General features: G+C 47.0%; 10 protein-coding genes. 4 read left to right on the top strand and 6 right to left on the bottom strand.

Annotation, left to right across the window (positions count from 1 at the left end):
* Positions 1–28 precede the first annotated feature (28 nt).
* Together PV783_RS15320 and PV783_RS15315 are read left to right on the top strand one after the other, a co-directional pair.
* On the top strand, positions 29–1,564 hold the full coding sequence (locus PV783_RS15320) for a sulfatase (protein ID WP_420988605.1): 1,536 nt from the start codon (positions 29–31) through the stop codon (positions 1,562–1,564).
* Between the two features lie 237 nt (positions 1,565–1,801).
* The gene (locus PV783_RS15315; protein WP_079468028.1) at positions 1,802–3,622 is read left to right on the top strand and encodes an ABC transporter ATP-binding protein; all 1,821 of its coding nucleotides are present in this window, start codon (positions 1,802–1,804) and stop codon (positions 3,620–3,622) included.
* A 53-nt stretch (positions 3,623–3,675) separates the two neighbouring features.
* Here PV783_RS15315 and PV783_RS15310 read toward each other — a convergent pair whose 3' ends face one another.
* From PV783_RS15310 to PV783_RS15295, 4 genes are all read right to left on the bottom strand, one after another.
* Positions 3,676–4,485 carry a glycosyltransferase family 2 protein gene (locus PV783_RS15310; RefSeq protein WP_143313482.1) on the bottom strand — a complete coding sequence of 270 codons (810 nt, stop codon included), beginning with the start codon at positions 4,483–4,485 and terminating at the stop codon, positions 3,676–3,678.
* Positions 4,486–4,875: 390 nt separating this feature from the next.
* Entirely contained in the window at positions 4,876–6,315 is a 1,440-nt protein-coding gene (locus PV783_RS15305) for a DNA/RNA non-specific endonuclease (RefSeq protein ID WP_420988604.1), read from the bottom strand.
* A 79-nt stretch (positions 6,316–6,394) separates the two neighbouring features.
* The gene (locus PV783_RS15300; protein ID WP_420988603.1) at positions 6,395–6,811 is read right to left on the bottom strand and encodes a hypothetical protein; all 417 of its coding nucleotides are present in this window, start codon (positions 6,809–6,811) and stop codon (positions 6,395–6,397) included.
* Positions 6,812–6,919: 108 nt separating this feature from the next.
* Positions 6,920–7,822 carry a BPSS1187 family protein gene (locus PV783_RS15295; protein WP_420988602.1) on the bottom strand — a complete coding sequence of 301 codons (903 nt, stop codon included), beginning with the start codon at positions 7,820–7,822 and terminating at the stop codon, positions 6,920–6,922.
* Between the two features lie 108 nt (positions 7,823–7,930).
* Here PV783_RS15295 and PV783_RS15290 point away from each other — a divergent pair, with 108 nt between their 5' ends.
* On the top strand, positions 7,931–8,602 hold the full coding sequence (locus tag PV783_RS15290) for an MgtC/SapB family protein (RefSeq protein WP_111578732.1): 672 nt from the start codon (positions 7,931–7,933) through the stop codon (positions 8,600–8,602).
* Positions 8,603–8,670: 68 nt separating this feature from the next.
* Here PV783_RS15290 and PV783_RS15285 read toward each other — a convergent pair whose 3' ends face one another.
* Both PV783_RS15285 and PV783_RS15280 read right to left on the bottom strand, forming a co-directional pair.
* Entirely contained in the window at positions 8,671–9,888 is a 1,218-nt protein-coding gene (locus PV783_RS15285; RefSeq protein ID WP_420988601.1) for a family 16 glycosylhydrolase, read from the bottom strand.
* 183 nt (positions 9,889–10,071) lie between these two features.
* On the bottom strand, positions 10,072–11,796 hold the full coding sequence (locus PV783_RS15280) for a cellulase family glycosylhydrolase (protein ID WP_420988600.1): 1,725 nt from the start codon (positions 11,794–11,796) through the stop codon (positions 10,072–10,074).
* Positions 11,797–11,980: 184 nt separating this feature from the next.
* Between PV783_RS15280 and PV783_RS15275 the strand changes: the two genes are divergently transcribed.
* Positions 11,981–14,839, top strand: a complete 2,859-nt coding sequence (locus PV783_RS15275; protein WP_420988599.1) for a triple tyrosine motif-containing protein — start codon at positions 11,981–11,983, stop codon at positions 14,837–14,839.
* The last annotated feature ends 58 nt before the right edge of the window (positions 14,840–14,897 follow it).

Here is a 14,897-nt window from a genome sequence, read left to right as displayed (position 1 = left end):
CCGCCCATCAACAGATAAACACATGAACATGAAAATCTTTTCTGCAAACTATCTTAAAAAAACCTGGGGGTTATTACTCCTGTTCACTGCCAACAGCTATGCACAGCAACAACGTCCCAACATTATCTTCATCTTCTCAGACGACCATGCCTACCAGGCTATCAGCGCTTATGGCAGCAAACTGGTACAAACGCCAAATATCGACCGGATCGCCGCTCAGGGCGCTATTTTCAAAAATGCCCTGGTCACCAATTCTATTTGTGGCCCCAGCAGGGCTACCCTGCTCACCGGCAAGTATAGTCACATTAACGGCTATACGCTGAATGAGAAAAAGTTTGACGTGGAACAACAGCTGTTCCCTGCCCTGCTGCAGCAAAACGGCTACCAGACAGCCTGGATCGGTAAATGGCATTTAGGCAACCTGCCAAAGGGATTCGACTACTGGCGTATCCTCAACAGCCAGGGCCAATACTATAATCCTGATATCATTGGCCCCAACGATACTACCCGCATACAAGGCTACGTTACCAATATCATCACCGATCTCTCTGTTAACTGGATCAACAAACGCGATACGTCCAAACCCTTCTTCCTGGTAGTAGGCGAAAAAGCCACACACCGGGAATGGCTGCCGGATATCCAGGACCTCGGCGCATACGACGACAAAACATTTCCCCTCCCCGCTACATTCAAAGATGACTACAAAAACCGCCTGGCCGCACAAAACCAGGACATGACCATCGATAAAACCATGCGCCTGAAAGAAGACCTGAAAGTGCATGCCGATTACGGAAAAGGTATCTATGGCCGGTTCACACCGGAACAGAAAAAAGCTTTTATCGATTACTATGAAAATAAGATCAGCAAAGAATTTGATGAACAAAAACTAACCGGCGATGCATTGGTGGAATGGAAATACCAACGCTACCTGAAAGATTACCTGGCCACGGCAAGATCGCTCGACAGGAACATCGGTCAGCTGCTGGACTACCTCGATAAATCAGGACTCTCAAAAAATACAGTAGTTGTATATGCCTCCGATCAGGGCTTTTATATGGGAGAACATGGCTGGTTCGATAAACGCTTTATTTACGAAGAATCACTACGCACTCCTTTCGTGATCAAATACCCCGGCGTAATAAAACCCGGCACTTCCATCAATCAGCTGATGCTGAACATCGACTGGGCTCCCACTTTCCTCAACATCGCCGGCGTAAAAGTGCCTGCCGATATACAAGGCACCTCCTTTTTACCCCTGCTGAAAGCAGATGCCAAAAATGTTCCCTGGAGAAAAGAAGCCTATTACCACTATTACGAATTCCCCCAGCCCCACCACGTATATCCGCACTTCGGTATCCGTACGGAACAATACACGCTGGTGCGCTTCTACGGGGAGTCCAACAGCTGGGAACTGTACGACCTGAAGCAGGACCCGCACCAGGTGAACAATATTTATGGCCGGAAAGGCACGGAGCAACTCACCGCCACCCTGAAAGAGCACCTGAAACAACTCATGGTTCAATATAAAGACACGGAGGCGTTGAAAATCCTCTCGCAGCAATAATCGCTGATAGCCGCCCCAGGCCCGGGCGGCTATCAAATCTTTTGACAATTAAGCCAAAAGGGCTATTTTTGAGCCCTGATTGCAGTTTTTACTGGTGATCTGCAGGCTTGAATGTGCGACTGAAAAATATTCTTTAAGTTATTGATAAAAAGAAAATTAAAAACTTAAGGAACCGCATCAGCAACGATGCGGTTTTTTTTATGCACCGTCTAATCATTATACGATTATTGTTAAAATATGAAGACATACTTCCGACTCTTATCATTTGCTAAACCTATTAATAAATTTGCGATCCCCTATATCATCTGTGTCCTGTTGTCTGTAATATTCAGCACGCTGAACCTTGCATTGCTGGCGCCTTTGCTGGAAACGCTGTTTAACAAGGATCTCAATCAGAAAATAGCACCCATGCCGGATAGCTATTTTGATATTTTCGCGGTGTTTAAACATTACACCACTACTATTGCCAGCGAATACGGCAAAATTAAAAGCCTCGAGTTTGTTTGCGCCTGTATTGCCGCCTCTGTATTACTGGGAAACCTGTTCCGCTATTTCGCTGACCGTACTATGGAAAGCTTACGCATACAAACCTTGCTGAACCTGCGTAAAACAGTATTCAACAATGTAATGAACCTGCACCTGGGTTATTTTAGTAATGAAAGAAAGGGAGATATCATTTCCAAAATTGCGTCCGACGTACAAGTGGTACAATATACGGTGACCGGCACCCTGCAGGTGTTATTTAAAGAACCGGCCCAATTGATCTCTTTTCTCGTCATCCTCTTTCTCATCTCCTATAAATTAACGCTGGTTTCCATGCTGGTGATTCCCGTGGCAGGCTTTATTATATCAAGAATTGTAAAAAGACTGAAAGAACAGGCTACCGCTTCGCATCAAACCTACGGCATGATGATCAGTTACCTCGATGAAGCGCTGAATGGCATCAGGATCGTTAAGGCATTTAATGCCGTTGGGTTTATTACCAACCGCTTTGATGAACAAAACCGCAAGTATTCCAAAATATCCCGCTCTATGGCTAAAAGACAGCAACTGGCTTCGCCCGTTTCTGAAACTTTAGGAGTTTTAATGGTGGCTGGTATCGTGTTTTACGGCGGTTCCCTTATTATCAATAACCAGGGGAATATGGACGGATCTACCTTTGTGGTGTATATCGCCCTCTTCTCCCAGATTATGCGCCCGGCAAAAGCTATTTCCACTGCGTTCAGCAATATCCATTCAGGAGTTGCGGCGGGCGACAGGGTACTGGAACTCATCGATCAGCAATCGGCCATCACCAACGCACCGGATGCCGTTACATTAAACGGCTTTACAGATGAGATCCGTTTTGATGGTGTTTCTTTCGCCTACGGCGAGAAGAAAGTACTGAATAACATTCACCTCAGCATACCCAAAGGCTCCACTGTGGCGCTGGTAGGCCCTTCCGGCGGCGGAAAGTCCACATTAATGGACCTGATCCCCCGCTTTATGGATCCCCAGTCCGGCAGCGTCCTGATAGATGGTAAAAACCTGAAGTCCGTTACGATGGAATCTTTACGCGCACTCATGGGTGTGGTAAACCAGGAGTCCATCCTCTTCAATGATACCATCTTCAACAATATTGCTTTTGCCAAACCTAACGCCACCATTGAAGAAGTGGAGGCAGCAGCCAGGATTGCCAATGCACACGATTTTATCAGCAAAACTGAAAATGGCTACGATACCAACATCGGCGATAAAGGGTCCAAGCTCTCCGGCGGACAACGGCAGCGTATCTGCATTGCCCGTGCCGTACTTTCCAATCCGCCACTGATGCTATTGGATGAGGCTACATCTGCCCTGGATACAGAATCAGAAAAAATGGTGCAGGACGCACTGAATAACCTGATGAAAAACCGCACCTCCCTGGTGATCGCTCACCGCCTGAGTACCATTCAGAATGCAGATCTTATTATAGTGCTGGATAATGGTCAGGTGGCCGAACAGGGCACCCACCAGGAACTGCTCAGCAACAACGGCATTTATAAACGGCTCATCGAAATGCAGACGTTTAGTAACTAAATAAAAAAGGCCACCGTCTGGTGGCCTTTTTTATTAAATATCTTTTTATTGAATTACTCCGTTGTTAAGTGGTGTCTGTAACCGTTGGAACAATAGGCGATACCATGATTTAAGGTATCCAGGTAAACCCTGTAGTTGATATTTTCGTGTACACGGGAATTAAAAGGATGATGCAGGTGATAACATACCGCTTTTAATTTTACCTTCTTCTGATAAAGTCCTGAATTAATAAAACGCGCCGCCAGTTCAATATCTTCATGTCCCCATCCTTTCAGCTCATTATTATATCCATTCACTTTCAGAAAATCTGCTCTCCAGAATGCGCAATTACAACCAATCCAGTTCCGGGAACGCTGACTCTTTTTAATCAGCAAAGGAGCCAGGAAAGGAATGCGAAGCGAGTTGATCCGGTTTCGTACATTTTTGCTGAAAGATGACACCCGCTCAAATTGCCCGTTGTTCAGGTACTTCCGGGTAATCTCCTCCTGTAACAACACCCGGCTGCCGCGGATAAAATACCCCTTTTCCGCTTCCGTGATATGGTCTCTGATGAAAAGCTCATGCATCACAATGTCGCCATCAATCTGGATGATATAGTCAGAAGAGGTACCGGTAATCGCCTGGTTAATGATAATAGTTTTGCGGAAACCCTCATCCGGATGCCAGAAATGCTTCACCGGAATGTTGGTTTTTCGTCTGAATGCCTCTACAACATCCCTGGTAGCCTCTCCGGAGCCATCATCAGCTATAATGACTTCGTCAGGGAGGACGGTTTGTACCAGTACACTATCCAGCACAAGCTTCAATGCTTCCGGCCAATTGTATGTAGTAACAAGCAAGGCCACCGACACTCTTTCACCCATATTAGTTAGATATAAAATTAATGTTTAAAAAGCTCATATTGTTAAGCTTCCCTGGTATAACGCCATTTTATCCCTAATTATTTTACGCCATTCCTTTCGTTGTGTACACAGTATTTTTCTCGTTATATACGCATATAATCAAGAAAAGTGTAGGTCCATTTCCATTAATAATCGGCCAGTTATACTTTAAGTTAGCTTTGTAATTATAATAACGATCTAAGGCTTCAATAAGTTACATGTTGCTACCGTACTTTCAATAAAATTATGCCAATCTGGTTTTTATAGGAACTTATCATGATTTTTTTTTCTGGATATTAGTTTACAAACTACAAAAACATAATAATTTTATGCAATTTATAATTTAATTGCCAGAACAACATAATATTTTTTTTAACGATACATTCTCTCCTGTCCTGCATCTATTTTCTTCACTAACTCCTGTCTTACCACCGGTGGCACCCTGTCCAGCAACTTATACCGGGTGGCCTTTTCTATTTCTTCTATTGAAGTCAGGTAAGCGCTCCACCTGGCATTAACATCATTTTTATTGGGTGTATTCACCGCAATAATACGGGTGTTCTTATTAATACGCTGCAAATCATTATTGCCCTCTGGTAAAACCACCAGGATCTTCCAGATATGGTCCGGCACGGTAATTTTACGGCCATCTATTGTTTTTGCCAGTCCCTTGCTGCCGGTTCCTCCGCTGCCATAGCTACCCATGATCACATATACCTCGTTTCCTTTCATCACCAGCTCCCTTGTGTATTCTTCCAGGTTTTTCCATAAATGCTGGTTATGGTTGGGGGCCTGCGGGATCATATTGGTCATCAGGAAGGTGGATTCATTGGCTGCCCGGCTGGCAGTCCGGTCGCCCGAAGGGCAATTATGCCCCCTGTCGAAACCACTGCCCATATAACTTGTTTGAGATACCTGGTACCAGCTTTCCGGAATGTCGGCATCGGGCCTGAAATCATTGGCCCTCGACATTTTGCCCAGGTCCCTGCGCGATACATGCCAGGCAACCCAGTTCGGCGTGCCCTTGTCGCGGTTATACGACAGCTTGTAATATTCTTTATCCATCAGGTAATTATTCGCCATCACCAGCGATGCACTGGCATCGCTGGGATTACCGAGTAACAGGTTGTCATCATCGCCACCTGCAGGTTTCTCCACCGGCTTAACGGGGGTTTCTTTTCCACCGGCCACCACCCGGAACACATCAAAATTGATCCGGCTGTTGCCGGCGTCTGTTTTACGGATATCAAACCGGATGGTGCCCGTACTCTTCGCGGTAAAGGTGGCTGTTTTAAGTACACCGGAACTAACACTAACGGGATCCCCCACACGAAAATAGCTTTGTCCCCGGTTTACCGATGCCCACAACTCCCAGGTCCCTTTTTTGTCTGCACCGTACCCGGCATACTTCAGTGTAACCGTTACCGTTCCTTTTACAGTAATATCGAATTTCATTCCGGCCATACCATTATCGCGGATACGCAATGCCTGCGCACCCGTTTTATGATCTTCCTCCAGGTTGCCGGTTACCGCATCTTTGAATTTCCAGGTACCGCTGGATAACTCCACGTCGCCGCTGTTATAATTTGTTTTGGAACCCGGCTCAAAATCTTCTGCCAGTAAAAATGTACTGGTGCGGGTAGTAGTATTTTTTTTGTGAGATGATTTCTTTGCAGAAGGTTTTTCTTTATCTCCGGTAATTTTCCGGGAACAGGTAGTCACTGCAAATGCAGCGATGATCAATATAACGATAACGGCTAAACTGTTGAATCCCTGCTGCTGCTTCTTTTTTTTCCTCTTCTTCTTTGGCATAGAATGGTAACGAACGCCCGCGAAGATAAAGAATAAAAAACAGAGAAGACCACCAGTCTTCCCTGTTTTTTAACAGCCCTTAATAAAAGAGTTGCGATAATACATTGGAAGCATCATTGGTTTTGGGTTTCAGGCCAAGCAACTTTGTATACTGGCTAAGCGTCAGCAATGTTTTCAGTTTAGAAAACAACCCGTTTTTCAATCCACCGAACTGCGACGTATAGCCACTGGGGTTAGATTGCTGCAAGGGGAGTATAGCCGCTTTCTTTTTCAGGAAACCTGTTACCAGGTCCTGTATCTTTGGTTGCTGTGCATCCGTTAATGATAATGCCGGTGTCAACTTACTCAATATACTGCCGGCAACACCTCCCGGATTGGATAAAGGATTCTGCACACTACCGGCCGTTTTCTTCGCCTGATCCAGGATGCTTTGCGCCTGCGCGTTACCAATGCCCAATAAACAAACACATGAAAAAGCAACAATGATTCTTTTCATAACTGACGGGATTAAGTGATGGTGAATGAAGTACTGACTCTTCTCTGATATAACACATAACTCCCGAAAACGTTTTGGCCGGTTCTTCACTGAGAACCGGCTTTCTTTTTAATTCCCTGTAGCGCCGCTGATCATATATTTCCATACGGCTATAAAATCTGTTCCCAGTGTAGATCCGTGCTTATCTTTCCGGTCCACATCCGTAACAAGGATGCTGTTCCTGGAATGAACCGGCATTCCCGGCTGCACCATCGTTGTATCGGTAACTGCGCGGTGGCTCACTGCACTTACATCCTGCACCTGGTACTGATAATTAAACGGATCTGCGGCATGCAGGAACGCATAATACCTGTTCACCGGTGTGCGGCCCCGCTCCTGCTGCCAATGCGCCGGCGCATTAAAATACTGCAGGTAATCCTGTGGCCCGGAAAACATCAGCACGCCACGCAAACGGAACTGCTTACCGAAATACGCTGCGTGCCCCGCTCCCTGTGAATGACCCGCTGCAATAATTTTATCCCAGCGCACCTGTCCGTTACGTACAAACTCACTCCAGCCGCGATCCTGCGCCGCCAGGTATACCAGTAGCTTTGTAAACCGGTTCACCAGGCTATTGGCGGAGTCCACTTCTACTTTATCACTCACCGGCGTACCAAACATGATCTCCTGGCGGAAATGATCAAAACAGGTGCTGTCTTCACTTTTGGAACATATCGTGGTGATCACCGTATTCACATAATCAGGGGTTACCACATAGTAGCCCATAGCGGCAAACGAACTATCGAACGTACGGAAGTCGGTCGCCCGCCCGCCGGTACCGGGAATCATCACGATCAACTGATGACGGTTGTTTCCCGCAGCGGGTTCTGCAGCAAGGTGCGGGCTATGTACGGTCTTTAATCCCTGCTGGGTGGCTGCCGGTTCTATGGTCCGGAACTTCACCTGCGCCTGGGTTACAGCGGAAAAAAGCAGCGCAGCGGTAATGAGTAAACGTGGTTTTGTTGGAAGCATGCGAAAAGTATAAATGAATTGATTTCAAGATACAAATTTTGACCTTCTTTAACAGTACGACTATACGTAAATCAGGATGAAAGGAAATTTATTGCGTAAATTAGTAGTATGATACCCTGGACGGAAATATTAATAAGATTATCGCTGGCAGCGGTTTTTGGCGGTATAATAGGTTTGGAAAGAGAACGGAAGGACTGGGCTGCCGGGTTAAGAACGCACATGATGGTGTCTGTAGGTGCGGCTTTAACCATGATGGTTTCCGCTTACGGATTTTCCGATATCCTGGGCCAGCCCAACATTGTACTGGACCCCTCCAGGGTGGCCGCACAGGTGATCAGTGGTATTGGATTTATCGGCGCGGGCACCATTCTTTTTTTGAAAGAAGGCGTGGTACGCGGGCTCACTACCGCAGCGGGCTTATGGACAGTGGCCGCTATTGGCCTCGCTACCGGCGGTGGTATGTATTTTGCCGCATTTATTGCTACGTCTATTGCCATCATCATCCTGTGGCTGCTGCAGCCGGTGGAAAAAAGATTCCTCAGCCGCTTTGAACAAAAAACAATCCGCATCATCACTTTCGAACGGAGTAAATCCATTGAGGTAACGGATCAACTATTTCAAAACACCGCCCTCAACATCACCTCCTGCAATATTGAACAAACGGATAGCTTCTTCTTTATCACTGTTCGCTTTAAAAGCATGGATAAAGCCATTGTAGGCAAACTAATCGCAGATATACAGGCAGATACCGGCGTAAAAGAAGTATCGTGGAACAACTGATCTTTCTTACCGGATCGATAAAAAGCCGGCCGTAAACACGGCCGGCCGGATCCATCAACCTATATAAATCAATACCGGAACGACTCCCAGCCGGAAATAGTGGTACGGTTACAGGTCATGGCCTGTGTACCGTTTTCACACGATACATATCGCCCGTTATTTCCGCGGAGTGCAATGCTGCCGTCTGTGTTTACCACCCAGTCAAATTTCTCCCAGTCGCCCACACTGGTACGGTTACACGTAATCGGGTTAACGCCGTTTTCTGATGAAACGTATTTACCCTGGCTTTTCAACGCCACCTTGCCACCGCCGGCATCTTCTACCGTAAACTGTTCCCAACCCTGTGCAGTAGCGCGGTTACAGGTCATAGCCTGTGTACCGTTTTCGCTGCTTACAAAGGCATTGTTAAATCCTTTGAGGGTAATGGTGCTGCCAATGGGTGCATTACCGCCGCTGTTGGAGATGGAGTATACCCTTACATAGTCAACATACATATTGGCGGGGAGTTTACTTTCATCGATGGTTTGTCCGGGGAAATCGCCACCCACAGCCATATTCAGGATGATAAAGAACTGGTTGTGGAATTCTTCTGTGCTGTTGATATTGTTCTGGATATTGGCTGTTGCAAACTGGTTACCATCCAGGTACCAGCGGATAGCGCTGGCATCCCACTCTACCGCATATACGTGGTAATCTGTAATAGTAGTACTGGAAGTGCCGCCATAGGAAACATGGCCGTTGGCATCCCAGTGAATGGTGCCATAAATAGTATTGCTGGTATTTACCTGCTCCATAATGTCTATTTCGCCGCATTTGGGCCAGCCTACGGAGCCTATGTTGTTGCCCAGCATCCAGAACGCAGGCCATAAGCCCTGTCCGGAGGCCAGTTTAATCCGCGCTTCAATACGCCCATATTGTGTGGTAAAATGCCCGGCGGTGTTCATGCGTGCGGATGTATAAGGCCAGCCGTTCACCGACTGCTTCCTCGCGGTGATCACCAGGTTGCCGTTGCTCACACTGGCATTGGACGACTGGTAATACTGCTTTTCATTATTAACACCCGGACCGGTTTCAAAAGACCATTTGGAAGTGTTGACGCTGGAACCGTCAAATTCGTCAGACCAGATCAGCGTGTAAGCTGCGGCCGCCGCCTGCACTACTTCCGCAGCAGGCCGGGCTTCCAAAGGTTGCAGATTATTGGTTGTTTTCGCCTCTTTTTTACAGGCAGTCATCATTACCATTAACAGGAAGGAACCTACGCTAATGGAGATCAGTTTTTCTTTCATGGAATGTACAATTAATAAAAAGGTGAACAAATAAGGCTAATGGATCAACGTGGAGCTAATTTTATCATGTGGAGTAAATATGCTGTTTGTAACCGGGCTAACAAAATTCAGGGCTACGTCAAAAGTACTTCGCGGTGATTGTCTTACCCAGGGGTAAAACAATCACCGCTGTCAATTGCGCTCTTACTTTCTTTCAAAGATCATCTCGCTAAACATGCCTCCGCCCCGCACAAATTCCACCCGGATCCGTTGCTCACCCTTTGCCAGGCGGATATTTTTCACTATCACCGGCTGATCATCGGATGGCACGGCGAGATCTGCTGCCAGCACTTTGCCGTTACTGCTGATGTTAAACCTGGCGCTATCAGTATCTGCTTTTATTTTTATGGTAAGGGTGTAGTTTCCTGCAGCGGCCACCCGGGTGGTATACTGCAACCATTCGCCGCTTTCAATATTAAATACCACGAACTCATTGTTTTCCTTTTTTATATCCACACCATCATTGCGGTAAGCATGGCCGCGGTTTCCCTGTGTATTTACACCGGGCGTGTAATGGTAACTCGCGGTATCGAGGTCGTTATAAGCGGAAAGATTTCGTCCCAGGTCATAGTCCACGGCGCGGATCACGGCCTTGTCTTTTATGATATGTTCCCTGAAAGGAATGGCCTTACCGGAAGCCACCTGGCGGAACATGGCATCTGTCACATCTTTATGATAAATATTATTTTCAATCCGGGTATTGCCGGCAAATTCCATCAGTGCGCGATAGGCTTCATCTGCCGCCGGTGCGGGTCCTTTGCCGTTCCAGTAATCCAGGAGCGCCTGGTAACCGGGTGTGATTTTTATTTCCAGCGGGTTGTTGATCCCGATCTTTTTCAGCTGCCACCATGCCCAGCCAATGTCATTGCTTTCCACCATGCTGATGGTATTGGTGAACCAGTTGTTGGAATTTTCCCCGGACTCGCCCAGCCACAGCGGGAGGTTGTATTGCTCCCGCAAATCCAGGAAATTCCGGATGGAAGCCGCATTGGTGAAGTTGCCGTATTTGTGAAAGCTGATCACCATATTACTATCCCAGGCGGGCAAAATACCTTTGTAATTATTCCCGAAACCATTTCCTTCTATAATGATGATATGTTTTTGATCTACTTCCCGGATGGCTTTGGTGATAGCCACCATCAGCTGTTTCAGGGGAATGTTCTTTGTTTCTTTGGTGCCTCTCTTATCTCCGGTGTCTTCAAATCCCCAGTTGGGTTCGTTGATAATATCGTAACCGCCTATCCAGGGCTCATTGGCGTAGCGCGCTGCCAGCTTGCGCCATAAGGCAATAGTTTTATTCCTGTTAGCTTCGCTTTCCCAGAGAGATGGCTTTTCAGGGTGTCTGTCGGAGATAGGCAAATCGTTCCCCTGCCCTCCGGGTGCGGCGTGCAGATCGAGGATCAGGTACATATGATTGGCCTTACACCAGTTCAGTAAGGAATCAGTAAGAGCAAAACCTTTTTCCAGCCAGGTATTTTGCCCGGCTACCGGTTCTTCCTCTGCCGGAATCGTGTACAGATCGAAGTGCATGGGCAGGCGAACGGAATTAAATCCCCATGCTGCCATTGAGTCAATATCCTTCCTGGTGGTATGACTGGTAAGCCATGCATCATAGAATGCCTGTGTTTTTTCCGGTCCTATCAGTTCCCGGATCTTTTCGCGGATCCTGTATTGCTGACCAATATTTCCCAGGCGGAACATATACCCTTCCTGCAGCATCCAGCCGCCGAGGCCCATTCCCCGGAGGATTACTTTCTCATTTTTTTCATTAACAATAACGGGCCCCCGGGTTTTCAGATATCCCTGCCCGTTAGCAGGCAGCACTGAGGCCAATAATAACGTGAGTGCTATAACGTGGAATTTTAGCATGTAAAATGTGTCTTTAAAAAGAAAAATAACGACAGCCAAGATCAGTATTTAAAAGGAAAAAATCATTTCCGGCACTACGTCATTTCTACTTCAGATGGGATTAAACCATTGATTGCTAATCTATCTTCATTACTTCTTACCTACATCAGCAAAAAAATTTTACATTTAGTAAAACGCTTTTTAGATGAAGCATTTGCTGTTGCTGGCCCTTTTATTCCACGGAAAAATATTATTAGCCCAGAATACGATCGGACTACCCGCTGTTGTAAATTTCAGCAAAGCCCAATACCAGGGAAATGGCCAAACCTGGGACATCGATATCGACCACAAAGGCATCCTGTATTTCGCCAACAACGAAGGGCTTCTTACCTTCAACGGCAACTACTGGAAGCTGTACCCTGTTCCCAACAATACCCGGCTGCGTGCCGTAAAGGTGGCGCCGGACGGGAAGATTTATGTAGGCGCACAGGACGACTTCGGGTATTATCTGCCCAATAAGAATGGTATCCTGGAATATACTTCTCTCAAAAAAAATATCCCCGCAGGACAAACAGAATTCGCGGATATCTGGAATATTGCCTTCCACAACAATGGCGTTTACTTCAAAAGCAACAATAAAATATTTGGCTGGCGTAACCGGCAGATGGAAGTATACAATGCCCCCGGGGAATGGAAAATAATGGGCAGTACTACCCACCATCTCTATGCACAGGACATCCAACAGGGATTACTGAAACTGGTCAACGGCCAATGGCAACCCGTTTGCGCCGGCGCCCAGGGCAAATCCCTCCTGATCACCGCTTTCCTCGAAGAAAAAAATGATACCCTGCTGGTAGCCACCCTCAAGGATGGCCTCTTCCGCATCGCGCATCAGCAGCTGATCCCACTGCAAACAGAAGCTGATACTGTTTTCAGGAGCAGCCGTATTTACTGTGCTATCCCCCTGGATAACGGGCAGCTGGCCGTGGGCACCTTCTCCAAAGGATGTTTTATAATCAACGCTGCCAATGGCAAAGTGATCCAGCAATTCAGCATGGACGAAGGCCTCCAGAACAATAATGTGCTCCGGCTATTTGCTGATCCCCGCCACAACATCTGGCTGGCGCTGGACAACGGCATCGATCAGCTCCGGTACAACACCGCTATTAAACAGATACTACCCGCCAAACATAATTCCCTCACCACTTACGCCGCAAAGGTGTTTAATCAGCACCTTTATATCGGTACCTCCGACGGGTTATACAGCACACCACTGGATATGGTTACAGACCTCAGCTATTCCAAAGGCAACTTCCAGCCCGTAGCCAACACCCGTGGCCAGGTATGGAACCTTTCTGCTATCGGCTCCCACCTGCTGATGGCCCACCAGGAAGGAACGTTTGAAATCACCGGCAACAAAGCCACCGCACTGCTGAAAGACCTGGGCTGCTGGGCATACCTGCCGCTCTCCAACAATATCCTCACCGGCTGCTACAATGGCCTGGCACTTATCCGCTACAACGGTTCGCAGGTGAATGTTAACCGGCACATCTCCGGTTTGTACGAATCCCTGCGCTTCCTGGCAGTAGACCCGCAGCAACGCATCTGGTCGTCACACCCCTACCGCGGCGTGTACCTGCTCACGCTCAAAAATGATACAGCCCTGAACTACCGGCTGTTCACGCAAAAAGACGGACTGCCTTCTACCTACAATAATTACGTTTTCCGTATTCAACAGCGAATGGTAGCCGCTACCATGAAAGGCATCTATGAATTTGATGAAGCCCGGCAACAATTCATTCCGTCAACGGGCGTATTTGCCCCGTTGAAAAACGTGGCAGTGCAATACCTTTCGGAAGACAGCAGCGGCAACATCTGGCTGGTGGCGGATAAAAAGCCGGGCGTATTGAACCCGCAACAGCAAACAATTACCTGGTTCCCCGAACTCACCGGGAAAATAGTAGGCGGCTTTGAATTCATTTATCCCTTTAACGAAGAGAATATCTTTTTTGGAGGCGACAAAGGCATTTATCATCTTAACTATAAAAAATATTCCCGTCATGATGCCGGCCTGTCGGTGCTACTGGGGCAAATAAAAGCCACCAGCCGGAAAGATACCCTGCTGTATGGCGGCTACCACACTGCCGGTCCGCAGCCACCAGTGGTACTGCCAAATGCGTTTAACAGTTTTCATTTTGAATACACCGTTCCTCCCGCGGAGCAGGGCAATCACATCACTTACAGCTATCAGCTGGCCGGCTTCGATAAACAACCCGGCGAATGGACGGCTAAAACAGAAAAGGAATACACCAATCTTCCTTACGGAGAATATATTTTTTCGGTGAAGGCGAAAGATAACCTCGGCAATATCTCTGCGGCCGCCAGTTATTCTTTTACCATTTTGCCCGCCTGGTATCAAACCTATATGGCGAAGGCGGTATATGTATTACTGCTCACCGGGCTGATCTGGTACCTGTACAGGCGTCAAAAGAAAAAATTTGCTGCACAGAAAGATAAACATCTGCAGGAACAGCAACATCTCATTTTTCAGCACCAGCTGGAACTGGAAAGAAATGAGAAACAGCTGATCCAGCTGCGCAATGAGAAACTGGAATCAGATGTGCAACATAAAAACAAAGAGCTGGCTACCGCTACCATGCACCTCGTACAGAAAGGCAAACTGATTTCCAATATCCGTGAAGAGCTGATGCAAAGCGTAAAGAAAACCAATGACCCGGAAGCGCTTCCTTCTTTCAAAAAAGTAATGCGGTTGTTTGAAGAAGCAGAAAATAACGAAGAAGACTGGGCACAGTTCTCCCAACATTTTGATGAAGTGCATAATAATTTCCTGCGTACCCTTAAAAAACAATACCCGGATTTAACTACTACCGATCTTAAACTTTGTGCTTACCTGCGCATTAATCTTACTACCAAAGAAATAGCCCAGTCGATGGGCATTTCCGTTCGAGGCGTGGAAACCAGCCGGTACCGGCTTCGCAAGAAACTAAACATACCCGGTGAAACAGGGCTCTACGATTTCCTCACCAATATTACGCAGGGGTAAATGCGGCTGCTTGTCTTCTCCGGGTAAAATCAGGAGAAGATAACATCCACATTACCGG

The organism is Chitinophaga sp. CC14, assembly GCF_048957795.1.
Taxonomy (GTDB): Bacteria; Bacteroidota; Bacteroidia; order Chitinophagales; family Chitinophagaceae; genus Chitinophaga; species Chitinophaga ginsengisegetis.
Note: the sequence above shows the minus strand (reverse complement) of the source record. Positions and strands in the feature narration are given on the sequence as shown.

Coding starts and splice junctions, on each gene's coding strand:
- PV783_RS15290 (WP_111578732.1), top strand. CDS start 7,931: ATGATACCCTGGACGGAAATATTAATAAGATTATCGCTGGCAGCGGTT.
- PV783_RS15275 (WP_420988599.1), top strand. CDS start 11,981: ATGAAGCATTTGCTGTTGCTGGCCCTTTTATTCCACGGAAAAATATTA.
- PV783_RS15320 (WP_420988605.1), top strand. CDS start 29: ATGAAAATCTTTTCTGCAAACTATCTTAAAAAAACCTGGGGGTTATTA.
- PV783_RS15310 (WP_143313482.1), bottom strand. CDS start 4,485: ATGGGTGAAAGAGTGTCGGTGGCCTTGCTTGTTACTACATACAATTGG.
- PV783_RS15305 (WP_420988604.1), bottom strand. CDS start 6,315: ATGCCAAAGAAGAAGAGGAAAAAAAAGAAGCAGCAGCAGGGATTCAAC.
- PV783_RS15295 (WP_420988602.1), bottom strand. CDS start 7,822: ATGCTTCCAACAAAACCACGTTTACTCATTACCGCTGCGCTGCTTTTT.
- PV783_RS15285 (WP_420988601.1), bottom strand. CDS start 9,888: ATGAAAGAAAAACTGATCTCCATTAGCGTAGGTTCCTTCCTGTTAATG.
- PV783_RS15300 (WP_420988603.1), bottom strand. CDS start 6,811: ATGAAAAGAATCATTGTTGCTTTTTCATGTGTTTGTTTATTGGGCATT.
- PV783_RS15280 (WP_420988600.1), bottom strand. CDS start 11,796: ATGCTAAAATTCCACGTTATAGCACTCACGTTATTATTGGCCTCAGTG.
- PV783_RS15315 (WP_079468028.1), top strand. CDS start 1,802: ATGAAGACATACTTCCGACTCTTATCATTTGCTAAACCTATTAATAAA.